Raw genomic sequence first — 21,040 nt, 5'->3', positions numbered from 1 at the left:
CGAGGTTCACGATCAGTCGGTCGCGGCCTCCGCGAAGTTGCGGGTGACCTGCGGGTCGACCGGGATGCCCGGGCCCGTGGTGGTCGTGACGGTCACCTTCTTGATGTAGCGACCCTTCGCCGCGGACGGCTTGGCGCGCATGATCTCGTCGAAGGCCGCGCCGTAGTTCTCCGCCAGCTTGGTGGCGTCGAACGATGCCTTGCCGATGACGAAGTGCAGGTTGGCGGCCTTGTCGACGCGGAAGTTGATCTTGCCGCCCTTGATGTCGTTGATGGCCTTGGTGACGTCCGGGGTCACGGTGCCGGTCTTCGGGTTCGGCATGAGGCCACGCGGGCCCAGCACACGCGCGATGCGACCGACCTTGGCCATCTGGTCCGGGGTGGCGATCGCGGCGTCGAACTCGAGCCAGCCACCCTGGATCTTCTCGATCAGGTCCTCGGCGCCCACCTCGTCGGCGCCCGCGGCGACGGCCTCGGCGGCCTTGTCACCGACGGCGAACACGATCACGCGGGCGGTCTTACCCGTGCCGTGGGGCAGGTTGACGGTGCCTCGAACCATCTGGTCTGCCTTACGGGGGTCGACGCCCAGCCGGATCGCGACCTCGACGGTCGCGTCGGTGTTCTTCGACGACGTTTCCTTGGCCAGCTCAGCAGCCTCCAGCGGGCTGTAGAGCTTGGACTTGTCGACCTTCTCGGCCGCGGCGGCGTATGCCTTGCTCTTCTTGCTCATTGCTCTGTTCTTTCTCCGTGTATGTCTTCGGGTTAGTGGTTAGTGGGCCGAGCCGGCCCTCCCACGGTGTTTCTGCCGATCGAGCTGTGTGCTCCACTGATCGAGTCGCGATCATTCCGCTGATCGAGTCGCGACCATCTCGCTGATCGAGTCGCGACCATTTTGCTGATCGAGTAGCTGCGAGCCGCCAGGCGAGCAGCGTATCGAGATCACTCCCCCGACCCCGACCAGCCAGATCGACGAGATCAGCCCTCGACGGTGATCCCCATCGACCGAGCGGTACCGGCGATGATCTTCGCGGCCTGGTCGATATCGGTGGCGTTGAGGTCCTCGGCCTTGGTCTTGGCGATCTCACGGACCTGGTCCATCGAGACCTTGCCGACCTTCTTGACGTGCGGCTCGCCGGAGCCCTTCTGCAGGCCGGCGGCCTTGAGGAGCAGCTTCGCAGCCGGCGGGGTCTTCAACTTGAAGTCGAAGGAGCGATCTTCGTACACGAAGATCTCGACCGGGATGACGTTGCCACGCTGCGACTCGGTCGCGGCGTTGTACGCCTTGCAGAACTCCATGATGTTCACGCCGTGCTGACCAAGCGCCGGACCCACGGGCGGTGCCGGGTTGGCCGCACCTGCCTGGATCTGGAGCTTGATGATGCCGGCGAGCTTCTTCTTCTTGGGAGGCATCCTTGTTCCTTGTTTGTTTCCTACAAATTCACGCCCGCTGGAGACGTGAAAGTCTTTGTTTCAGTGCTCTGCGCACGCTCTCGGAGGAGCGTGCTTCACGAGAGGTCCTAGATCTTCTCGACCTGGTTGAACCCGAGCTCCACAGGTGTCTCGCGACCAAAGATCGACACGAGCACCTTGACCTTGCGCTGTTCGGCGTTGACCTCGCTAATCGACGCGGGCAGCGTCGCGAACGGGCCGTCCATGACGGTGACCGACTCGCCGACCTCGAAGTCCACCTCGATGACCGAGGTGACCGCGGCGGCGGCCGCCTCGACACCCTCGGCGCCGGCCTTCGCGGCGGCGGGCTTCTTGGGCTCCACGCGCGGCGCGAGGAACTTCATCACCTCGTCGAGCGACAGCGGCGACGGATGCGACGTCAGGCCGACGAAACCGGTGACACCCGGGGTGTTACGCACCGCGCCCCACGACTCGTCGTTGAGGTCCATGCGCACGAGGATGTAGCCCGGCAGCACCTTGCGGTTGACCTTCTTGGGCTGACCGTTCTTGATTTCGGTGACCTCTTCGGTCGGCACTTCGACCTGGAAGATGTAGTCGCCGACATCGAGGTTCTGGACGCGGGTCTCGAGGTTGGCCTTCACCTTGTTCTCGTAGCCGGCGTAGCTGTGGATGACGTACCACTCGCCCGGCGCGCGACGCAGCTGCTTGCGCAGCGCCTCGACGGGGTCGGTCTCCTCGGCGGGTGCCTCAGCGACTTCGGCTTCCTCGACAGCGGTGTCGTCAGCGTTTTCGGTCGCGTCCTCGACGTCCGCGCTGTCCTCGGCGGCGACGATGTCCTCGTCCTCGTCGGCCTCGACGGCGACATCTTCGCCATCGAGGGCCTCAACCGCGGCCTCGCCACCGTCGACCGCTGCGGCATCATCCTCGGCGGCCTCGACCTGCGCCTCGACACCGAGATCCTCGGTCTCGTCGACAGCATCCATCACCGACGTGTCCACGTCGGTCGATTCGATCTCGTTCTCCGGGGTGCTCACTGCAGCCCACGCTCCTCTTTCGGTTTCGGTCCGACCGTGATGGCCTCACCGTCGCCCGCTGAACGGCCTCGTCAGCCGAAGACCAACAGGACGAGCTTGGCGAAGCCCAGGTCGATACCGGAGATGAAGGCCGTCATCACGATGACGAAGATCAGCACGACGATCGTGTACGTGATCATTTCCGACCGGGTCGGCCAGATGACCTTCTTCAGTTCTGCGACCACCTGCTTCAGGAACAGCCAGATCCGAACCAGCGGATTACGGCTCTCCGACGCAGGCTTCTTCTTGCGTTCCTTGACTGCGACCGCGGATCCGCCTTCGGAATCCGAGTCGCCGTCGGTGACCGGGGCAGACGTGGACGAACGGCGGCCTCGCGCCGAGCGCTTGCCCGACGGACGGAGTTCAGTCGACTCCTCGTCGGAGCTCGTGGCGTCCTCGCGACCTTCGAGCTCCTCCGCGGATTCCGTGGAGATGTCCTCCGCGGCGTCCTTGTCGCGGGCTCGATCTCGCTTGCTCACCTTCGAGGTTCCTCTCGTCTACGTATGCCCTCAGCGGGGCAGGGGCGACAGGACTTGAACCTGCAACCTGCGGTTTTGGAGACCGCTGCTCTGCCAGTTGAGCTACGCCCCTTTGCGGTCCCGGAGGACCGCGTATCCGATTGTTCCAGACAAAACCAACGCGCCACCCTAGTGGGTAGCGCGCAAGTCAAGAGTCAACCAGACAACTCAGTGTAGAACATCGTGGACGCCTAACCCAAAACGGCTCCCCACCGGCCCCTCGGTCCGACAGAGGTTGCTGTCCGCTGCGCGGATCGCAGCACACTGCAATGCCGCGCCTGGCGCCCGCATTCGGCGCGCCGGTGCAGCGACGACGGGCCAACGCCTGGCCACCCTCGTGTCCGGCGCACGGTCGGAGACCGAACGGTCCCCCGCATGCGTTGCTGATTGACACGCAGTGCGCAGCAAACCGCAACCCCCACGACGAGGGTCGGCGAAGGTCAGTTGAACTGCACGTGCGCCAGAGCGCGCCCGAAGATCTTGCGGTCCCCCTGCTTGGCGACCATCGCGATGACACCGCGACGGGTCTCGGGGTCCAGCGACTTGATCTTGCCGGTGAAGTCGACCTGCGCGTAGCTGTCCGGCGGCACGTAGACCGGGCTGGTGAAGCGAACGTTGTACTCGAAGATCGCCGCCGGATCGCCGACGAAGCTCGAGATGAAGCTCGCACCCAAGCCCATCGTCTGCATACCGTGCGCAACGGCGGTCTCCATACCGATGACGCGCGCCACCTCGTCGGAGAAGTGGATCGGGTTCGGATCACCGGCGACGCCCGCGTAGTTGACCAGGTTGCCTCGGGTCAGCGTCTTGGTGACCGGGGGCAGTTCCTGGCCGACGGTGAGGTCGTCGAAGTTGATCGCCGAGTACGGCTTGGGGTCGACGACCGGGTCCGGGTCGTCGTAGCGGGCGAACGGTCCGTGCACGGTGTGCGGGAGGTCGGGCTCACGGTCGACCTTCATCATCACGTGCTCGAGCTCGTCGAGGACGGCGGGGTCGGCCTCCACGGCCGGACGGGCGACAAGGCTGGTCCAGGTGGTCATGACCGGCTCGTCGTGCTGGTTCCAGATGATGTTCTTGGTCACCATCACGTCGGTGCCGGCCATCTGGCGGAAGGAGTCCAGCGAGACGTCGCAGATGAGGCGGTCGCCGACCTTGATCGGGCGATGGAACACGAGCCGCTGGTCGGTCTGCATGATCTGCCACAGGTCATAGCCGGTGACGACGTCCTCGAAGAGGCGACGCTGGGCGATGATGCCGAGCACCGAGACGAACGTGGGCGCCCCGATCAGGGTGTCGTGACCCATCTCGGCGGCGGCGGCCTCGTTCCAGTGGACCGGGTGGTCGTCCTGCACGGCACGCGCGTGCTTACGGACCTCCTCGCGACCGACCTCGTAGTAGTCGTCGACGGTGTACTTGAAACCCACCAACGCCTTGGTGTGCTCCGCGATCTCCTCGGGAGTGAGTTTCTCACCGTTCTTGAGGCCGTTGATCCGTTCCTGGATCTCTGCTTCGGTCGTCTGCGTCATGGATGCCGCTCCTCACTGACCATCTCGGGCGGAATGCCGTGGTGTCCGTTTCTGTGTGCCGCTGGCCGCAACGGGCCATCTACGACGAATGCGGGCCGCCTCCACGAGGCGGCCCGCTCTACGTCATTGTGCCGGAATCGCCGACAAAGCTCGTGTCAGCGCGATTCCTTGTGCGCCTGATGCTTGCCGCAGTTCGGGCAGAACTTCTTGATCTCGAGGCGGTCGGGATCGTTGCGGCGGTTCTTCTTGGTGATGTAGTTACGGTGCTTGCACACCTCGCACGCCAAGGTGATCTTGGGGCGAACATCTGTTGAGGAGGCCACTTCGTTGCCTTCTTTCGGTGGTACGTGGCGGGCTCGGCTGCCCTTTGCGTGTTCGGGTCCGAGCTGGTCGGCACCGATGTGTAGCGGTGGAGGGACTCGATCCCTCGACCTCACGATTATGAGTCGTGCGCTCTAACCAGCTGAGCTACACCGCCATGTGGACTGGGGTCCAGCGAGCCCCCTGACGGAATCGAACCGTCGACCTTTTCCTTACCATGGAAACGCTCTGCCGACTGAGCTAAGGGGGCGTGCCCCGAGGTCGTCTGGCGTGGTGCCGGACTGCTCGAGGGCCTTAACGAGATTACACACCACTCGGGGCGCTCACCAAATCGCCTGGACGACCGGTGGCGAGCGCCTGTGAGCAGCGATTCACCTCGTTGTGGCAGGTACAGGATTCGAACCTGTGTAGCTTTCGCGACGGATTTACAGTCCGCTCCCATTGGCCGCTCGGGCAACCTGCCGTGCGTTCCCTCGGCCGGGGTTCCGACCGCAAGAACAACGCCGTGAAGAATACAACGAACCATCCAGGTCCGCGCAAACCCGCTGGTCAGAGGACAGTCTTCGTGGCTTCGGCGACGCTCGGACGCGCCGGGGCATGCGCGGTCAACCGCCGCAGATTCCGGAACTGCCGCCGCTGCATGATCCAGTGGGCAGGTTCGAACACCACCGGTTCGAAGATCCGCGCCAGCCACCGCGGCCCGTACGTCGCGTAGCCGCTCACCACCAGACGCGTCTTCCCGCCGGGGAAGGGAGTCAGCTGGAAGCACCAGGTGGAGTCGGTGAAGTACCGGGGCCGTGGAACATCGTCGGGATCGAACTCCCTGCCGGCGCGCAGATCGAGCGAGGCGCGTAGGGCCAGAAAGCGCTTCGGTTCGATCGCGGCGACGACGAAGGCGGTCGATCCGTCGGTTGAGGTCGACAGCCTGCTCCCGACCTCGAGTTGCTGCCATTCGGGATGGATCTCCTCGGCGCTGACGTGACCCCAGTTGTCGAGGTGATCCCAGCTGTACCACCCGCCCCGGCCCAGTCCCATCTGCACCAGCCACGGCCACACTTGCTCCGGCGGGGCGTCGAGAGTGGTCGCCATCGTCGATATCCGGCGCCCGCCGGGCACGATGTCGCGGCCCGGGTAGTCGGCGGCCACCTCTTCCTCGAACGCACCCCAGCGCAGGATTCGGGGACGGACCAACGTCGCGTAGGCCGCGATCGCCCCTGCCACGACGACGAGGCGCCGAAAACTCCGGTGTTGTTTCGCTGTGGTCTTCATGTCGGATTCTCCTGGTCAGCTCGTCGGTGGATGGTGCTCCCGGGAGGGCGGGACGAGAGATCAAACTCACGCGCCAGAGGTCCGGTGACATTCACAACGAGGAGTCGCCCGATTCGTCCGCCTCAACAGAATTCTCGCGCCGCCGCGCCGAACCCGACAGAGCCCAACGACCCGCACTGTCGTCGGAGATAGGCTGTCGGTCATGGCTGATTCATCGTTCGACGTGGTGAGCAAGGTTGACCGCCAGGAGGTCGACAACGCCCTCAACCAGGCGGCCAAGGAGCTGTCCCAGCGCTACGACTTCCGTGGCACCAACACCGGTATCGAGTGGTCCGGTGAGGAGAACATCGTGATCACCTCCGATGCCGAGGAACGGGCCCAGGCCGGCCTCGAGGTGTTCAAGGAGAAGCTGATCCGCCGCGACATCTCGCTGAAGGCGTTCGACGCCGGGGAGCCGACCTCCTCGGGAAAGACCTTCAGGATCTCCGGCAGCCTCGTCCAGGGCATCGACTCCGAGCACGCCAAGAAGATCTCCAAGAAGATCCGGGACGAGGGCCCCAAGGGCGTCAAGGCGCAGATCCAGGGTGACGAGCTGCGCGTCTCGAGTAAGAAGCGCGACGACCTGCAGGCGGTCATCGCGCTGCTCAAGGGCGAGGACTTCGGGATCGCTCTGCAGTTCGTGAACTACCGCTGAGTTCCTGGGTCTGGCCTCGGTACCCCAAACCGCTGATCGAGTAGCGTCGGAGGCGCCAGCCGAGGCCGCATATCGAGATCACTCGCGAACGCCCTACTCGTATCGGCCCAACGGCAATCTGGCGAAGCGACCTTGAGATCACCGCCCGCAGAGAGCTTCGGCCACCATGTCGTCGGTCACCACGTGACCTGGCGACGATGGCAACAGCACCAGTCCGTTGGTGTCGGTGGTGACGGGACTTGTCGTGGCCAGGCCCGCGATGGCGAGCTCCGAGACCGCCTCGCCGATGCTTTTGTTCCGACCATCGTTGACCCGTGCTCGCGCGGCCGCGAGCACGCGCGGATCGATGTCCAGCGTAGTCCTCATGAGCTCGATGATCGCGCATCGCCGATCAATGCGCTAGCCGGATCAGCGCCCTACCGGAGCGGCCCCCGACGCGCCATCTCGTGCAGGCGTGCGATGCGGTCGGCGGTCGGCGGGTGGGTGGAGAAGAGCTTCGACATACCGCCACCGCGGAACGGGCTCTCGATCATCAGGTGCGACTGCGCCTCGATCCGCGGCTCCGGCGCGAGCGGGGCACGGTCGATCCCGCCGCTGATCTTGGCCAGCGCCGACGCCAACGCCAGCGGGTCACCGGTCAGCTGCGCACCAGACTCGTCGGCCTGATACTCCCGCGACCGGGACACCGACATCTTGATCACCGTCGCGGCCAGCGGACCCAGCAGGCTGATCAGCAGCACCCCGAGCAGGCCCGGACCCCCACCGTTGCGATTGCCGCCGAAGAAGAACGCGAAGTTCGCCAGACCGGTGATGACCGCCGCCATCGCACCGGCGACCGACGAGATCAGGATGTCGCGGTTGTAGACGTGGGACAGTTCGTGGCCGAGCACCGCACGCAGCTCCCGCTCGTCGAGCAGCCGCATGATGCCGGCGGTACAGCACACCGCCGCGTTCTTGGGGTTGCGGCCGGTCGCGAACGCGTTCGGCGACTCGGTGGGGCTGATGTAGAGCGCCGGCATCGGCTGGCGGGCGCTGGTCGCCAGCTCCCGGACGATGCGGTAGAGCACCGGCGCCTCAACCTCGGTCACCGGCTGCGCATGCATCGACCGCAGCGCCAGTTTGGCCGAGTTGAAGTAGACGTAGGCATTGGTACCGACCGCAAACAGAACCGCGAGCACCAGGATCGTGGGGCTGCGGAACATCGCCCCGATCCCGACGATGATCGCAGACATCAACCCCATCAGGGCCGCCGTCTTCAAGCCGTTGAAGTGCATCTGTTCCTCGCTGTCGCGCAGTGGCCGGGCGTAGGTCCCGGCGCTCTCACTCTGTCAAACGACACGGACGTCGGCAGAGTTTCCGACGCCGCTCGCCTTGGGGTTGCGGGATCTCTCGCTCACCGGAACATTCCGCAACCGCCCGCCAATCAGCTCGCCTTGGGGTTGCGCAATCTCTCACCCACCGAGAGATCCCGCAACCTCGCGTCTGCCGTCGCCGCTTGGACGTGCTCGCGAACGTGCTCGGGACGTCGATCGAGGTCATTCCACGTGAAGTTGAGCACCGTCCAGCCATCAGCGGTCCAGGCGTTGCGTTTGGTCCGATCGCGCTGGAAGGTCTCGGAGTCCCGATGAAAGGCGAACCCGTCGATCTCGACGATGACCCGGGCGTCGTCGAACACGAAGTCGGCGAGGTACCCACACACCGAGTGGTTCGCCTTCCACCCGGTGATTCCGCCGGCACCGAAGATGCCCACGGCCAGCCGCTCGGCCTCCGACCGCGCGCCCGATCGCAACGCCTCGATCAGTCGTCTGGTCCCCGTCGCGCCGGAGCGGCGCGGGTACCGCTCGAAGGCCGCCGCGAGTTGATCCACGGTGACCCGCCGCAGCAGCAGCGCGTTGTCCACCACCGATGCCCCCGTCACGACGGCGGTGTCGAGCACGGTCAGCGCGATGGAGGTGACGGCAAGTCCGTCGGAGTCCACGACATCGACATCGTCGAGTCTGCGGTAGGAGACCTGCATTCCCGCGATGGCGCCGCTGTGTCGCCCCTTCGTCCGGCAGATCACCGTGATCGACGACGGGAACCCGTCGGTCAATCCGAGCCACCAGGCCGCGGCCGGTCCGCACAGGACCGCCCGCTCACCACCGGACGCGACGGCGATGCGCATCCGTGCACGATTCGTCATCGCGTGATCCGCCGCCCGATAGACACCGTTCGCGACCCGCAGCCACTCCCCGGCCTTGACGCGCCGGTGGACAGCCGCGCGGCTCATCTTCTGGGCGAGTGCCTGCGACATCGTGATCACACCGTCGTGCCCGGCGAGATGTCGGCGCACGGCCTCGCGAGAATCCATGCTCGATTGGACGGCGTGCCGCGCGCGACGGTTCCCCGGTCGCAGGACGCGTGGACCTACCGAGCAGAAGTTGCGGGATCTCTCGCCCACCGATACATCGCGCAACCGCCAGCCGATCAGCTCACAGCAAATTGCGCAATCTCTCGCCGACCGAGAGATGCCGCAACCTCGATGGACGGAACTACCCCGTGCGATCGATGGTGTAGCTCACCAACGACGACAACGCGCCGTGCGCCGGCCCCTCGGGCAGCTCGGCCAGCACTGCGTTGGCTTCCGCCGCGTACGCGTGCAGCCGCTCGTGCGCCGCGGCCATGCCGGCCGACGCGTTGAGCACCTCGATGGCCTCCGCCACCTCTGCGTCGTCGGAAAGCGGCTTCGCGGCGCCCGTCTGCGGGTCGACCAGCAGCTCTCGTAGTCGTGCAGAGGCCGGGTCGTCGGCGCGCAGCGCGTATAGCACCGGCAGCGTGTGCACGCCCTCCCGCAGGTCGGTGCCGGGTGTCTTGCCCGAGTCACCGCTGACGGAGCTGATGTCGATGATGTCGTCGGAGACCTGGAACGCGGTGCCGATGATGTCGCCGAGCTTCGACAGCCGCTCGATGTCCTCGACGGTGGCGTCGGCGGACATCGCCCCAAACCGTCCGGCGGCGGCGATGAGTGAACCGGTCTTCTCCCACACGACCTTGAGGTAGTGGTCGATCGGGTCCACACCCTCGCGGGGCCCGATCGTCTCGCGCATCTGGCCGGTGACCAGTTCGGCGAACGTCTCGGCAATGATCCGCACGGCCTCGGGCCCCAGCGTCGACACCAGACGCGAGGCCCGGGCGAACAGGAAGTCACCGGACAGGATCGCCACGCTGTTGGTCCAGCGAGCGTTGGCGCTCGGCGCACCGCGGCGCATCGGCGCCTCGTCCATCACGTCGTCGTGGTAGAGCGTGGCCAGGTGGATCATCTCGACCACGGTGGCCGAGGTGATCACCTCGGGTGCATCCGGTCGTGCGCCGAACTGCGCGGCGAGGATCGCGAACATCGGCCGGAACCGTTTGCCGCCGGCCTTCGCGAGGTGGGTCGCCGCCTCGGTCATGATCTCGTCGCCCGACGACAGCTCTGTCAGCAGCAGGTCCTCGACCTGCGCCAACGAGGTGCGCACCGTGCCGGCGAACTCATCGGTACCGAGGTCCAGCCCGGCGAATGTGGATTTCACGTGCAAGCCGCTCCATCTGCGTCGTCGGTCGCAGCCGGCCCGGGACGGGCGGCTGCCATGCTGCCGAGCCTATCCGCTGTGGCGTCCCGACATACTGGTCGGGTGACTAGCGAGAGACCGCAACGCGCGGACGTCCTCGTCGTCGGGGCGGGCCCGGGGGGATCGGCCGCTGCCGCGTACGCCGCCGCGGCCGGACACGACGTCGTGTTGCTCGATGCCGCGACGTTCCCACGCGACAAGACCTGCGGCGACGGCCTGACCCCCCGCGCCGTCGCCGAACTCGACCGACTCGGCCTCGGCCGCTACCTCCAGAACCGGCCGCGGATCGTCGGCCTCGCGCTGCACGGCTGGGGTGCGCAGCAGCGTGTGCACTGGCCGTCGGGCCGGTTCCCGAGCTACGGCAGCGCGGTGGCCCGCACCGAGCTCGACGACGCGATCCGCGACTTCGCGGTCGCGCGCGGGGCCCGCATGGTCGAGGGCGCCAAGGCCGTCGACGTCACGATGGACGGCGGCCGCATCGCCGAGGTGATCGTGCAGACCGATCAGGGCCGCACGGCGATCGCCGCGCGCGACGTCATCGTCGCCGACGGGGTGCGGTCGGCGCTCGGCAAGGCGCTCGGCCGGCAGTGGCATCGGGACACCGCCTACGGGGTGGCTGCGCGGGCGTACGTGCCGTCGGGGCGCGCCGACGACGAGTGGATGGGTTCGCATCTGGAACTCCGCGGCCCCGACGACGCTCTTCTGCCCGGCTACGGCTGGGTGTTCCCACTCGGCGGGCCGGACGGCGAAGGTCTGCTCAACGTCGGCGTCGGGGCCCTGGCCACGGCGAAACGTCCCGCGCACATGGCGCTGCGGCCGATCCTGGAGCACTACGCGCGGATGGTCGGCGACGAGTGGGCCATCGACGGCCCGCCGCAACGTCTCACCTCGGCACTGCTGCCCATGGGCGGCGCGGTGAGCGGCGTGGCCGGCCCGAACTGGATGCTCATCGGCGACGCCGCCGCCTGCGTGAACCCGCTCAACGGCGAGGGCATCGACTACGCGCTCGAAACCGGACGCCTCGCCGTCGAACTGCTCGACGACACGCGCCGTTGCCCCGACCACACCACCCGCTGGCGCGACCTCCTCGTCGAGCACTACGGCCTCGCGTTCTCCGCCGCCCGACGACTCGCCGGAGTGCTCACCGTCCCGCAGGCCGTCCCCACACTCGGGCGGCCGGGCATCCGGTCCGCGCGGCTGATGTCGCTGGTGGTGCGCGTCATGGGCAACCTCATCACCCCCGACGACGCCGACCTCGTCGCGCGCGCCTGGCGTACCGCGGGACGTCTGTCGACCAGGATCGACGACCGTCCACCATTCCAATGACACAAAATCAGTGATATGTTTCATAGCATGTCCGCCGTCTCCAACGCCGCAGCCCGGGCCCGCACCGCCCTGCAGAACCGGATCGCCACCCGCTATCACCTGCGCGGCGAGATCGACCACATCGACGCGACCGCCGACGCGACGCAGATCGCGCAGCAGCTCAGCACCCGTGAGTTCCCTTGGGGCTTCACCCAGTCGCTGAGCTTCGCGTTGTTCCGCACTTACGCGTCGCCGTCGATCGGCAACCTGCTCTACGACACGAAACAATTCACCGAGCACACCCAGAAGCGCTACGACGACACGGTGTTGCTGCTCGACGCGCCGATCGAGCACGGCTTCGACAGCACCGAAGGCCGCGCCGGCGTTCGCCGCATCAACCAGATGCACGCGATGTACGACATCTCCAACGAGGACATGCTGTACGTGCTGTCGACGTTCGTGGTGTGCCCGGTCGAGTGGATCAATGCCTACGAGTGGCGCAAACTCACCCGCCACGAGATCGTCGGGCTGACCAACCACTACCGCAGCCTCGGCAAGCACATGGCGATCAAGGACATCCCGCAGACCTACGAGGAGTTCAAGCAGTACTACGACTCCTACGAGAACGCCCACTTCGCCTACAGCGCCCAGGCGCTCGCCGTGGCCGACGCCACGCTCGACCTGCTGGGCACCTTCATGCCGTACCGGCTGCTGCCGCGTCCCGTCGTGCGCCGGATGTCGTTCGCGCTCATGGACGATCGCCTGCTCAACGCGTACGGCTATCCGAAGCCGACCGGCGTCGAGCGGGTGCTGGTGCGCGGCGGCCTCAAGGCCCGCGGCCTGGCGATCCGGTTCTTCTCGTCACCGCGCACCGAGCCGCTGTTCGGCCGCGAGACGAAGATGGTACGCGGCTACCCGAACGGCTACCGCCTCGAGGATCTCGGTACTTTCACGCCGGGCACCGGCTGCCCGGTCCCGCATGCAGAGCGCACGCCGTCGGAGGACACGCACCCCGCCGCCAGCAACTCCTGAGACCCCCGCTCAGCGCACCGCCGAATGAATCGCCGCGATCCCGCCGGTGAGGTTCTGCCAGCGCACCTGTGAGAACCCGGCCTCGCGGATGAGATCCCCGAGCGCGAACTGGTCGGGCCAGGCGCGGATCGACTCGGCGAGGTAAACGTAGGCGACCGGATTGCTCGCCACCTTGGTCGCGACCGCGGGCAGCGCCTTCATCAGGTACTCCATGTACACCGTCCGGAAGGGACCCACCGTGGGCGTGGAGAACTCGCAGATCACCAGGCGCCCACCGGGTTTCAGCACCCGCCGCAATTCGGCCAAGGCCTTCGGCACGTCCTGGACGTTGCGCAGCCCGAACGAGATCGTTGCGGCGTCGAAGGACTGGTCGGCGAACGGCAACGCGAGCGCATCGGCAGCGACCTTGGGCACGTCCCGATGTGCGCCGGCCTTCAGCATGCCGAGCGAGAAGTCGGCGGCGATACAGTGTGCCCCCGACGATGCCAACTCCACCGTCGACACCGCGGTCCCGGCCGCGAGATCGAGCACGATATCCCCGGGCTTCAGCGCGAGCGCCTTGCGCGTCTTGCGCCGCCAGCCCCGGTCCTGACCGAACGACAGCACCGTGTTGGTGATGTCGTAACGCTTGGCCACCCCGTCGAACATGGCCGCGACCTCGGCCGGATCCTTCTCCAAGCTCGCGCGGTCCTGCGCGCCCGTACCCATGCCGACCACGCTACCGGCCGCCCCAGAGAGCGGAATCAACCGGCCAGCAAGATCAACCGGCCAGCGAGATCAACCGGCCAGCGGCATCTCCTGCTCACCGTCGATCACCGCGCGATAGTGCCCGAGCAGCTGATCGCAGATCACCGGCCAGGTCCGCGCCCGCACCGCGGTCAGGCCCGCGCGACCGAACTCGGCGCGCAGCGCGTCGTCGCGCAGCACGTCGATCACCGACGGCAACCGGGCAGCGAAATCCGACGGCGGCAGCAGGTATCCGGTCCGGCAGTGCGCGACCAGATCACGCGGCCCACCCGCATCCGGCCCGATGACGGGCAGCCCGGACGCCATCGCCTCCTGGACCGTCTGGCAGAACGTCTCGTGCTCGCCGGCGTGCGCGAACACGTCGAAGCTCGCGTAGGCCTTCGCCAGCTCGGCGCCACGCAGCACCCCGGTGAACTCAGCGTGCGGCATCAGTGTCTCGAGTCGTCGTCGTTCCGGCCCGTCCCCGACGATGACCACCCGCACCGACGGATCACCGTCGAGTCCCGCGAGCCGCTCCACATGCTTTTCCGGAGCCAGGCGCCCGACGAATCCGACGACGAGCCGCCCCGTCGCGTCCCACCGCGCCCGCAGGTCGTCGTCACGATGCGACGGGTCGAACAGCTCCACGTCGACGCCCCGACCCCAGTGATGCAGCCGCGGCACACCATGTCCGGCCAGCGTCTTCAGCGTCTCGGTCGAGGGGGCAAGCGTGCGGTCGCACATCTCGTGCAGCCGTCGGGTGTAGCGCCACGCCAGCCGTGACGTCGCGGACAGCCCGTAGCTGGCGGCGAACCCGGCCACGTCGGTCTGGAAGATCGCCACCGACGGCAGGTCCAGCTTCCGTGCCGCCAGCGCCCCGGCCAGCCCGACGACGAACGGCGACGCCAGGTGCACCACGTCGGGGTCCACGTCGCGCAGCGTGCGATACAGCGACGGCATCGGCACCCCGATGGGCAGCGACGTCACCTTGGGGAAGTTCACCGACGGCAGCAGGTGGACGGGGGTGCGACGACCCACCATCCGTGGTGCCGGTGCCTCCCCGCGTGGGGTGTCCGGTGCGATGACGACGACCTCGTGCCCGGTGCGCTCGAGATGGTCGACCACCCGCAGTACCGAGTTGACCACTCCGTTGCACTGCGGCAGGAAACTCTCTGCGACGATCGCTACCCGCATGGCGACAGTGTCACGACGACGGTTGTCGCGCACACAGGTTTGACGTGACCGTGTGCGGAAGTTCCGGTGAACTCGCGGGCAGAATGGGTCCATGGCCGAACTCCTTCTGGTCAGCCGGTGGCTCGATGCGGTGCCCGAGTTCGTGGAGAAACGGGTCTCCGGGCGGGTACGCGTCGCCTTCGTGCCGACCGCGTCGTCGATCTACCGGGACCGTTCCTGGGTGGACTACGACCGCCGCACGCTGCGCGGATTCGGCTATTCGGTCGGCGACCTCGACATCGAGCGCCTCGATCACGCCGGCATGGTCCGCGGCCTCGACGACGCCGACGTCGTGTTCGTCTCCGGCGGCAACGTCTTCTATCTGCTGGCGGTGATGCGGTCACGGGGGTTCGCCGATCTGCTCACCGAACGCGTCGAGGCCGGTCTGCCCTATGTCGGGGTCAGCGCGGGGGCGTGCGTCGTCGGCGCCGACATCGAACCGCTGAGCCTCCTCGACGACCCGGAGGAAGGGGCCGGCCTTGCATCCACGAAGGGTCTGGGCTGGATCGACGAGGTGGTGATCCCGCACGCCGACGGCATCGTGTGCGGCAGCGAGGTGATCGACGAGATCCGGACCCGCTACGGCACCCGATACCCGCTGCGGTTCCTCACCGACGATCAGGCGTTGCTGGTCTCCGGCGATTCACGTTCGGTAGTCACCGTCTGATCGGCAGTCGCTGCGGCGTCTGTGCCACCCCACTCGTCGTTTTCGGTGCGGGACGCCCCGGGGAGCCGACGATTGATCTCGGCGAGCAGCAACATCACCGCGCCGACGACGATCCAGCCCACCACGGCCACCGACAGAGCCGGGATGATTGCCAGCGTCCAGTCACGTCCTGCGGGCCGCGCGAGGTCGGGGTTGGTGGCGTCGTACTCGACGCTGATCCGCTGGCCCTGGGTCAGCTCGGTCGGATACAGCAGCCCCAACCGCGGGCTATGGAACTGCCCGTCCGGGGTTTGGAAGTTGACCGCTGCGTGCAGTCGGCTCGCCGACACCACGTCGGCCATCACGGTCGCCTTGTGCGCATCGATCTGGGTGTCGTTGCGGTGACAACCCGCGACCATCACCACGGCCATCGTCGTCACGGTCAGCCCGACCAGCAGCAGCACGATCTGGGTGCGCCGCAGGATGGTCGGATTCATGACAGCAAGGGTAACCGCAGCCCTGAACAACAGACGTTAGGGCTTGACCGCGGCGAAGTAGGCATAATTGCGGTCAAGCCGGGTCCGTGGCACCAAGGTGATCAACTTCGGCGTCAGTCCGTTCTTCTCGAGCTCTGACCAGAACTCGTCGATACTGAAGACTGTCATGTTGGCGAGGTTTCGCCGATAAGCCCGCTTCACCGGGCCAACGAAGCGTGCGTTTGCCCGGTACTTGACCTGGAAGACCGCCATGCCCCCTGATTTCAGCATCTGCGTGGCGATTCTCACGATGCGCAGTGCTTCTGCAGGATCAGCGGTCAATTCGATGACATAGATGCAGATGAACGTGTCGCATTGATTCGCGTACGGCGCCGCTGCTTTCTCGGGGTTGGCGAGATTGACCTCAAGTTTGTCAAGTGGAGTGTCAGAGCCTGACCGTATCTGCGCTTCGCACTCCGCGAGGGTCTCCGGGACTACGTCCGCGATGAGCATCCGGTTGGACAACGGAGCAAGGGCAGCAGCAACCGCTCCACCGCCGCATCCCCAGTCGACGACAGTCCCGAAATCCGCGGCCGAACCCCCAAGAGCGGTCGCGAACATTCGAAGAATGCTCAAGTGCTCTTCGCCGACCTCACGCCAGGTCTGGTCCCCGAGCCCACTACGCCAGTGGGAGTTCGACTCCCAGTGTCCGCCCTCTCGTGAGGTCCAGTAGTCACTGGCGTCGCGCACCTTCTCATCCAGGCCTTGGTCCGGGCCCATGCGATCCGCCGCCGCGACCGCTGCGGCCCGGATCCGCCCAATCAACTTCCCAACCGACCGTGCTGAATTGTCGACGTTGTCGATGCTGTCAGCGGACACGAGAACCTCCGACCCCTGCGTTGGTCTCTATCAATCACGACATGAGGAGCGCGACCGAGCTTCAACCGGATACTACTGAGCACAGACCAAGGAAGACTATCCAACTGGGGCGAAATCGACTGGATGAAGGACTACCGACGCATCCGCGCCCCGATCGCCGCATGCACCGCGCGCAGGTGTTCGCGGTCGGTGACCACCTCGATCACCTCGACACCGCCCTCGGGGGCATCCTCGCCGAGCACGCCCGGCAGATCGCCGATCGCCACCCGACGATGCGGCAGATGGAAGCCTGCGCAGAGCGCCGCCAGATCGGTGCGGTGCGGGGTCCCGAAGACGCGTTCGTACGCCCCGGCATAGGGTCCGCGGTTGTAGCGCGGGTCGCCCTGTTCGAGGAGCCCGAAGATGCCGCCGCCGTCGTCGTTGGCGACGACGATGCGCAACGACTTCGGGCGCGGCTCCCCCGGCCCGACCAGCAGGCCGGTCGCGTCGTGCACGAAGGTCAGGTCCCCCATCAGCGCGACGGTCCGCGCCCCCGACGACACACTGTCCAGGGCCATCGCCGCCCCGATGGCCGTCGAATTGGTGCCGTCGATACCGGCCACCCCACGGTTGGACAGCACCCGCACGCCGTCGGTGGCCCGGCCGGCCAACGCGACGTCGCGGATCGGGTTGGAAGCGCCCACCACCAGCTGGTCGCCGGGCCGCATGGCCGCCGAGACCACCCTCGCCACGTGCAGCCCGGTGGTCGAGGCCGACTCGTCGAGTTCCGCGTCGACGGCCCCGAGCACCCGTTGTTGCACCTCCGCGCAATCCTTGAGCCACTCCTCGCGGGGCTCGCCCAGAGGCTCGACCCGGGTGCCGGTCGCGTACACGTTGCCCGACACATCGGGCCAGCGCGGTCCGGTGGTCAGCGCATAGACGCGGACCTTGGGGTCGGCCAGCAGCCGCGCGACCCCGCGATGCAGGGTCGGACGGCCGCAGATGATCGCCTGTTGCGGATGCAGTGAATCCAGCGCCAGCGGATGCAGCGGAGTCTGGGCGTGCGGCGCCGTCGGTTCGGCGACGGTCGGGATCCCGGCGAGCGCCGGATGCTCCCCCGCGCCGTGCCCGGAGACCACGACGGTGTCGAGCGACAGGTCGATGGGCAGCGGCACGTCGAGCTTGCCAACCGGGGCCTGCGTCCACGGCAGGCCGTCGGGCCGGCCGGCGAAGGTGCCGAGGTCGTCGTCGGGCAGCACCTCGGGGTCGGGGACCAGCGGTTCGCGGATCGGGATGTCGAACTGGACCGGGCCGGCGTTGCCGGTGCGGGCACCCCGCGCCGCCGCGAGGACACGTCCCACCGCCGAGCGCCACTGGCTATTGGTGTCGAGATCCTGCTCGGCCAGCCCGAGGCTGATCGCGGCGCGCACCTGCGTGCCGAAGATGCCGAACTGCTCGACGGTCTGGTTCGCGCCCGACCCCAGCAGTTCATACGGCCGGTTCGCGCTCACCACCACCAGCGGCACGCGGGCGTAGTTGGCCTCGAACACAGCGGGACTCATGTTGGCGACCGCGGTGCCGCTGGTCATCACGATCGGCACCGGCTGCCGCGACGAGATCGCCAGACCGAGCGCCAAGAATCCCGCCGACCGCTCGTCGATCCGCACGTGCAGACGCAACCGGCCCGCGACGTCGGCGGCGTGCAGCGCGAACGCGAGCGGCGCGTTGCGCGACCCGGGGCACAGCACGGCCTCGGTGACGCCGCCGCGGATCATCTCGTCAACGATGACCCGGGCCTGCAGTGTCGAGGGATTCATGCCTCCAATGTAGGGGCACTCCTGGCGAGTCGGTCACGCGCGTACGGTGGTGCACGTCACGTCACAACCGGGGGAAAGTGGACAGACGATGAACTTCTACGACGCGCACATCCTGCCGCGGGCGATCAACCTGGTCTGTGGGTTCGGCGCGCTCCGGCCGTCGCGCGACCGCGCGTGCGAGGGGCTGCACGGGCGGGTCCTCGAACTCGGCTTCGGCACCGGGCATAACGTCAAGTCCTACCCGGCGGCGGTGACCCGGGTGGACGCCGTCGAGCCGTCCGATGTCTGCTGGAAACTCGCGCACGACCGGGTGTCGGCGTCTCCTACCCACATCGAGCGGTCCGGGCTCGACGGCCAGCAGTTGCCCTTCGACGACGACACCTTCGACTGCGCATTGTCGACCTACACGCTGTGCACCATCCCGGACCTGTCCGCGGCGCTGGCCGAGGTGAAGCGCGTACTGAAGCCCGGTGGCGAACTGCACTTCCTCGAACACGGCCTTGCCCCCGACGAGAACGTCCGCCGCTGGCAACACCGCCTCGACCCGATCCAGCAGCGGATCGCCGGCGGCTGCCACCTCAACCGCGACATCCCCCAGGCGCTCACCGATGCGGGGTTCGTCATCGACAAACTGGACACCTTCTATCAACCGGGTGCCGCCAAGACCGCGAACGCGATGAGCCGCGGAGTCGCCTACCCCGCCTGAACTGGGATATCGGTCCGCCCAGGCTGTGGTGTCCGTCATCCAACCGGAGGACAATTCGGACATGGGCTTCTACGACGACCGCGTCCTGCCCCACATCCTCAACTTCATGTGCGGCATGGACGTCGACAAACCGTTCCGCGAGAAAGCCTGCGCCGACCTCACCGGTGACGTCGTCGAACTCGGTTTCGGGTCCGGAACCAACGTCGAGTTCTATCCCGACACCGTCACGCGGATCGCCGCGATCGAACCGAACGACGAGGCCTGGAAGATCGCCGCCAAACGGGTCGCCGGCTCGAGCGTGCCGATCGACCGCGCCGGCCTCGACGGCCAGCACCTGCCCTTCGACGACGACTCCTTCGACCACGCGCTGAGCACCTTCACCATGTGCACCATCCCCGACCTGCCCGCGGCGCTCGCCGAGGTCAAACGGGTCGTCCGCGACGGCGGCACGCTGCACTTCCTCGAACACGGCATCGCACCCGACGAGAAGGTCCGCACCTGGCAACACCGCCTCGAACCGATGCAGAAGCGCCTGGTCGGCGGCTGCCACCTGACCCGCGACATCCCCCGAGCCCTCGCCGACGCCGGACTCACCGTCGAGTCACTCGAGCAGTTCTACGAAAAGGGTGCGCCCAAGTCCCTCGCCGCGATGAGCCTCGGGGTGGCCCGTATCGGGTGAGCGGGATCTCATGAGCCCGGCGAGTGCGCCGGGTGCTGGGCGAATACATTCGAGTGAATGCGTCGCTGGATCCTGTTGGCCGTTCTCACCGCGACGGCGACGTACCTCCTCGACCTGATCGACGTCGACGCCGCCGCGCTGTTCGCGGGTCTCGTCGTCGCCGCCGTGCTGGCCATCGCCGGACGAGCGCCGCGCGCCCGGCCCACCGCCACCGTCGACCGTCCCGAGGACCGCGCCTCCGACGCGCCCGTCGTGCCACGCAAGTTCATGCTGGCCGCCCAGGGTGTGCTGGGGGTGTTCATCGGGACGATGGCCGACCCGGAGACACTGTCGGGGCTCGGGTCGTCGTGGTTCCCGGTGCTCATCATCGGTCTCGGGACGCTGGCGTTGTCGGTGGGCGGCGGCGCGCTGCTCGGTCTGCACCGACTGGTAGACCCGCTGACCGGGTCGTTGGCGCTGGTCGCCGGCGGCGCGTCCGGGCTGGTCGCCCTGACCCGCGAGTTGGGTGGCGACGTCCGGATGGTCGCGGTGATCCAGTATCTGCGGGTGGCGCTGGTGACCGTCACCATCCCGCTGGTGGCCACCGTCGTCTTCGACACCGACCCTGGCAGCGTGTCGACCGCATCGCCGTCCTGGTCCGATCAGGGCGGCGGCCTGATCCTGCTGGCCGTCTGTCTCGCCGTCGGAATCCCCCTCGGTCACCTGCTTCGCATGCCCGCCGCTGGTCTGCTCGGCCCGATGGCGCTGGCCACCATCGCCGAACTGACCGGACTGGCCGGCGACGCCGCGGTCACCCCCGCACTGCTGACCATCGCCTACGCGATCATCGGCTGGCAGGCAGGACTTGGCTTCACGTTGGAACGCCTGCGTGCCATCGGCCGGGTCCTGCCGCTGGCGACGCTGCTGATCGTCGCGATCGGTGTCGCGTGCGCAGGCATGGGTGTCGCACTGTCGCTGTGGACCGGCGAATCGATGTTCGACTGCTACCTCGCGACGACGCCGGGCGGTATCTATGCGGTGCTGGCCGCGGCGACCGCGGGCGGAGCCAACGTCGCGTTCGTGGTCGCCGCGCAGATTCTGCGGGTGCTGCTGATGCTGTTCGTCGCGCCCTTCGCCGCCCGGGCCGCTGCGAGGCGACTCGCCCGTTGACACCCCTCACCCA

The 21,040-nt window shown here is 67.3% G+C and carries 23 protein-coding genes and 4 tRNA genes; 7 read left to right on the top strand and 20 right to left on the bottom strand.

Going from position 1 to position 21,040, the window contains the following annotated elements; genetic code table 11:
- Positions 1–12: 12 nt before the first annotated feature.
- From rplA to GORHZ_RS05210, 11 genes are all read right to left on the bottom strand, one after another.
- On the bottom strand, positions 13–729 hold the full coding sequence (gene rplA / locus GORHZ_RS05260; RefSeq protein WP_006331041.1) for a 50S ribosomal protein L1: 717 nt from the start codon (positions 727–729) through the stop codon (positions 13–15).
- A 245-nt stretch (positions 730–974) separates the two neighbouring features.
- Entirely contained in the window at positions 975–1,409 is a 435-nt protein-coding gene (gene rplK / locus GORHZ_RS05255) for a 50S ribosomal protein L11 (RefSeq protein WP_006331040.1), read from the bottom strand.
- A 107-nt stretch (positions 1,410–1,516) separates the two neighbouring features.
- Positions 1,517–2,443: a transcription termination/antitermination protein NusG gene (gene nusG / locus GORHZ_RS05250; protein ID WP_006331039.1), complete on the bottom strand. Its 927-nt coding sequence runs from the start codon at positions 2,441–2,443 to the stop codon at positions 1,517–1,519.
- A gap of 71 nt (positions 2,444–2,514) precedes the next feature.
- Entirely contained in the window at positions 2,515–2,961 is a 447-nt protein-coding gene (gene secE / locus GORHZ_RS05245) for a preprotein translocase subunit SecE (protein ID WP_006331038.1), read from the bottom strand.
- Positions 2,962–3,000: 39 nt separating this feature from the next.
- Positions 3,001–3,073 (bottom strand) — tRNA-Trp (locus GORHZ_RS05240).
- A gap of 367 nt (positions 3,074–3,440) precedes the next feature.
- Complete coding sequence (locus GORHZ_RS05235) at positions 3,441–4,526, bottom strand: fused (3R)-hydroxyacyl-ACP dehydratase subunits HadA/HadB (protein ID WP_006331037.1); 1,086 nt, start codon at positions 4,524–4,526, stop codon at positions 3,441–3,443.
- A gap of 155 nt (positions 4,527–4,681) precedes the next feature.
- Positions 4,682–4,849: a 50S ribosomal protein L33 gene (gene rpmG / locus GORHZ_RS05230; RefSeq protein ID WP_003929651.1), complete on the bottom strand. Its 168-nt coding sequence runs from the start codon at positions 4,847–4,849 to the stop codon at positions 4,682–4,684.
- 81 nt (positions 4,850–4,930) lie between these two features.
- Positions 4,931–5,004 (bottom strand) — tRNA-Met (locus tag GORHZ_RS05225).
- Between the two features lie 20 nt (positions 5,005–5,024).
- Positions 5,025–5,097: transfer RNA gene (locus tag GORHZ_RS05220), tRNA-Thr, on the bottom strand.
- 132 nt (positions 5,098–5,229) lie between these two features.
- Positions 5,230–5,310, bottom strand: a tRNA-Tyr gene (locus tag GORHZ_RS05215).
- 86 nt (positions 5,311–5,396) lie between these two features.
- Positions 5,397–6,116 carry a hypothetical protein gene (locus GORHZ_RS05210; protein ID WP_006331036.1) on the bottom strand — a complete coding sequence of 240 codons (720 nt, stop codon included), beginning with the start codon at positions 6,114–6,116 and terminating at the stop codon, positions 5,397–5,399.
- A gap of 202 nt (positions 6,117–6,318) precedes the next feature.
- On the opposite strand from GORHZ_RS05210, the gene GORHZ_RS05205 reads away from it, so the two are divergent.
- Positions 6,319–6,810: a YajQ family cyclic di-GMP-binding protein gene (locus GORHZ_RS05205; protein WP_006331035.1), complete on the top strand. Its 492-nt coding sequence runs from the start codon at positions 6,319–6,321 to the stop codon at positions 6,808–6,810.
- 138 nt (positions 6,811–6,948) lie between these two features.
- Here the strand turns inward: GORHZ_RS05205 and GORHZ_RS05200 are convergent, their stop codons facing one another.
- The 4 genes from GORHZ_RS05200 to GORHZ_RS05185 form a co-directional block, all read right to left on the bottom strand.
- Entirely contained in the window at positions 6,949–7,176 is a 228-nt protein-coding gene (locus GORHZ_RS05200) for a hypothetical protein (protein WP_006331034.1), read from the bottom strand.
- 50 nt (positions 7,177–7,226) lie between these two features.
- On the bottom strand, positions 7,227–8,084 hold the full coding sequence (gene htpX / locus GORHZ_RS05195; protein ID WP_006331033.1) for a zinc metalloprotease HtpX: 858 nt from the start codon (positions 8,082–8,084) through the stop codon (positions 7,227–7,229).
- Positions 8,085–8,233: 149 nt separating this feature from the next.
- On the bottom strand, positions 8,234–9,160 hold the full coding sequence (locus GORHZ_RS05190) for a type IV toxin-antitoxin system AbiEi family antitoxin domain-containing protein (protein ID WP_006331032.1): 927 nt from the start codon (positions 9,158–9,160) through the stop codon (positions 8,234–8,236).
- Between the two features lie 181 nt (positions 9,161–9,341).
- Positions 9,342–10,361, bottom strand: coding sequence for a polyprenyl synthetase family protein (locus GORHZ_RS05185; protein WP_006331031.1), 1,020 nt, complete (start codon positions 10,359–10,361; stop codon positions 9,342–9,344).
- 102 nt (positions 10,362–10,463) lie between these two features.
- On the opposite strand from GORHZ_RS05185, the gene GORHZ_RS05180 reads away from it, so the two are divergent.
- Together GORHZ_RS05180 and GORHZ_RS05175 are read left to right on the top strand one after the other, a co-directional pair.
- On the top strand, positions 10,464–11,726 hold the full coding sequence (locus GORHZ_RS05180; protein WP_006331030.1) for a geranylgeranyl reductase family protein: 1,263 nt from the start codon (positions 10,464–10,466) through the stop codon (positions 11,724–11,726).
- Between the two features lie 27 nt (positions 11,727–11,753).
- Entirely contained in the window at positions 11,754–12,737 is a 984-nt protein-coding gene (locus GORHZ_RS05175) for an oxygenase MpaB family protein (RefSeq protein ID WP_006331029.1), read from the top strand.
- A 9-nt stretch (positions 12,738–12,746) separates the two neighbouring features.
- Here the strand turns inward: GORHZ_RS05175 and GORHZ_RS05170 are convergent, their stop codons facing one another.
- Positions 12,747–13,445: a demethylmenaquinone methyltransferase gene (locus GORHZ_RS05170; protein ID WP_040530263.1), complete on the bottom strand. Its 699-nt coding sequence runs from the start codon at positions 13,443–13,445 to the stop codon at positions 12,747–12,749.
- 69 nt (positions 13,446–13,514) lie between these two features.
- Positions 13,515–14,657 (bottom strand): glycosyltransferase family 4 protein, encoded by a 1,143-nt coding sequence (locus tag GORHZ_RS05165; RefSeq protein WP_006331027.1) that lies wholly within the window; start codon positions 14,655–14,657, stop codon positions 13,515–13,517.
- A gap of 91 nt (positions 14,658–14,748) precedes the next feature.
- Here GORHZ_RS05165 and GORHZ_RS05160 point away from each other — a divergent pair, with 91 nt between their 5' ends.
- Positions 14,749–15,363, top strand: a complete 615-nt coding sequence (locus tag GORHZ_RS05160) for a Type 1 glutamine amidotransferase-like domain-containing protein (RefSeq protein WP_006331026.1) — start codon at positions 14,749–14,751, stop codon at positions 15,361–15,363.
- Here GORHZ_RS05160 and GORHZ_RS05155 read toward each other — a convergent pair.
- The 3 genes from GORHZ_RS05155 to menD form a co-directional block, all read right to left on the bottom strand.
- Positions 15,315–15,839: a DUF3592 domain-containing protein gene (locus GORHZ_RS05155; RefSeq protein ID WP_006331025.1), complete on the bottom strand. Its 525-nt coding sequence runs from the start codon at positions 15,837–15,839 to the stop codon at positions 15,315–15,317. The two genes, GORHZ_RS05160 and GORHZ_RS05155, sit on opposite strands and share 49 nt — an antisense overlap.
- Positions 15,840–15,875: 36 nt before the next feature.
- Positions 15,876–16,697: a methyltransferase gene (locus tag GORHZ_RS05150; RefSeq protein WP_006331023.1), complete on the bottom strand. Its 822-nt coding sequence runs from the start codon at positions 16,695–16,697 to the stop codon at positions 15,876–15,878.
- A gap of 131 nt (positions 16,698–16,828) precedes the next feature.
- Positions 16,829–18,493, bottom strand: a complete 1,665-nt coding sequence (gene menD, locus GORHZ_RS05145; protein ID WP_006331022.1) for a 2-succinyl-5-enolpyruvyl-6-hydroxy-3-cyclohexene-1-carboxylic-acid synthase — start codon at positions 18,491–18,493, stop codon at positions 16,829–16,831.
- A gap of 88 nt (positions 18,494–18,581) precedes the next feature.
- Between menD and GORHZ_RS05140 the strand changes: the two genes are divergently transcribed.
- The 3 genes from GORHZ_RS05140 (at position 18,582) to GORHZ_RS05130 (ending at position 21,027) form a co-directional block, all read left to right on the top strand.
- The gene (locus GORHZ_RS05140; protein ID WP_006331021.1) at positions 18,582–19,199 is read left to right on the top strand and encodes a class I SAM-dependent methyltransferase; all 618 of its coding nucleotides are present in this window, start codon (positions 18,582–18,584) and stop codon (positions 19,197–19,199) included.
- A gap of 61 nt (positions 19,200–19,260) precedes the next feature.
- Positions 19,261–19,878 (top strand): class I SAM-dependent methyltransferase, encoded by a 618-nt coding sequence (locus GORHZ_RS05135; protein WP_040530270.1) that lies wholly within the window; start codon positions 19,261–19,263, stop codon positions 19,876–19,878.
- A gap of 57 nt (positions 19,879–19,935) precedes the next feature.
- A complete protein-coding gene (locus GORHZ_RS05130; RefSeq protein ID WP_006331019.1) occupies positions 19,936–21,027 on the top strand; it encodes an AbrB family transcriptional regulator in 1,092 nt (363 codons plus the stop codon).
- Positions 21,028–21,040: the final 13 nt, after the last annotated feature.

Origin of the sequence: Gordonia rhizosphera NBRC 16068, assembly GCF_000298195.1 — a bacterium.
GTDB classification, from domain to species: domain Bacteria; phylum Actinomycetota; class Actinomycetes; order Mycobacteriales; family Mycobacteriaceae; genus Gordonia; species Gordonia rhizosphera.
Note: the sequence above shows the minus strand (reverse complement) of the source record. Positions and strands in the feature narration are given on the sequence as shown.

What these genes read in the sequence shown, in the direction of transcription:
- rplA (WP_006331041.1), bottom strand. Translation starts at nt 729, where the DNA reads ATGAGCAAGAAGAGCAAGGCATACGCCGCCGCGGCCGAGAAGGTCGAC.
- rplK (WP_006331040.1), bottom strand. Translation starts at nt 1,409, where the DNA reads ATGCCTCCCAAGAAGAAGAAGCTCGCCGGCATCATCAAGCTCCAGATC.
- GORHZ_RS05235 (WP_006331037.1), bottom strand. Translation starts at nt 4,526, where the DNA reads ATGACGCAGACGACCGAAGCAGAGATCCAGGAACGGATCAACGGCCTC.
- GORHZ_RS05210 (WP_006331036.1), bottom strand. Translation starts at nt 6,116, where the DNA reads ATGAAGACCACAGCGAAACAACACCGGAGTTTTCGGCGCCTCGTCGTC.
- GORHZ_RS05205 (WP_006331035.1), top strand. Translation starts at nt 6,319, where the DNA reads ATGGCTGATTCATCGTTCGACGTGGTGAGCAAGGTTGACCGCCAGGAG.
- GORHZ_RS05200 (WP_006331034.1), bottom strand. Translation starts at nt 7,176, where the DNA reads ATGAGGACTACGCTGGACATCGATCCGCGCGTGCTCGCGGCCGCGCGA.
- htpX (WP_006331033.1), bottom strand. Translation starts at nt 8,084, where the DNA reads ATGCACTTCAACGGCTTGAAGACGGCGGCCCTGATGGGGTTGATGTCT.
- GORHZ_RS05190 (WP_006331032.1), bottom strand. Translation starts at nt 9,160, where the DNA reads ATGGATTCTCGCGAGGCCGTGCGCCGACATCTCGCCGGGCACGACGGT.
- GORHZ_RS05175 (WP_006331029.1), top strand. Translation starts at nt 11,754, where the DNA reads ATGTCCGCCGTCTCCAACGCCGCAGCCCGGGCCCGCACCGCCCTGCAG.
- GORHZ_RS05170 (WP_040530263.1), bottom strand. Translation starts at nt 13,445, where the DNA reads ATGGGTACGGGCGCGCAGGACCGCGCGAGCTTGGAGAAGGATCCGGCC.
- GORHZ_RS05165 (WP_006331027.1), bottom strand. Translation starts at nt 14,657, where the DNA reads ATGCGGGTAGCGATCGTCGCAGAGAGTTTCCTGCCGCAGTGCAACGGA.
- GORHZ_RS05160 (WP_006331026.1), top strand. Translation starts at nt 14,749, where the DNA reads ATGGCCGAACTCCTTCTGGTCAGCCGGTGGCTCGATGCGGTGCCCGAG.
- GORHZ_RS05155 (WP_006331025.1), bottom strand. Translation starts at nt 15,839, where the DNA reads ATGAATCCGACCATCCTGCGGCGCACCCAGATCGTGCTGCTGCTGGTC.
- menD (WP_006331022.1), bottom strand. Translation starts at nt 18,493, where the DNA reads ATGAATCCCTCGACACTGCAGGCCCGGGTCATCGTTGACGAGATGATC.
- GORHZ_RS05140 (WP_006331021.1), top strand. Translation starts at nt 18,582, where the DNA reads ATGAACTTCTACGACGCGCACATCCTGCCGCGGGCGATCAACCTGGTC.
- GORHZ_RS05135 (WP_040530270.1), top strand. Translation starts at nt 19,261, where the DNA reads ATGGGCTTCTACGACGACCGCGTCCTGCCCCACATCCTCAACTTCATG.
- GORHZ_RS05130 (WP_006331019.1), top strand. Translation starts at nt 19,936, where the DNA reads ATGCGTCGCTGGATCCTGTTGGCCGTTCTCACCGCGACGGCGACGTAC.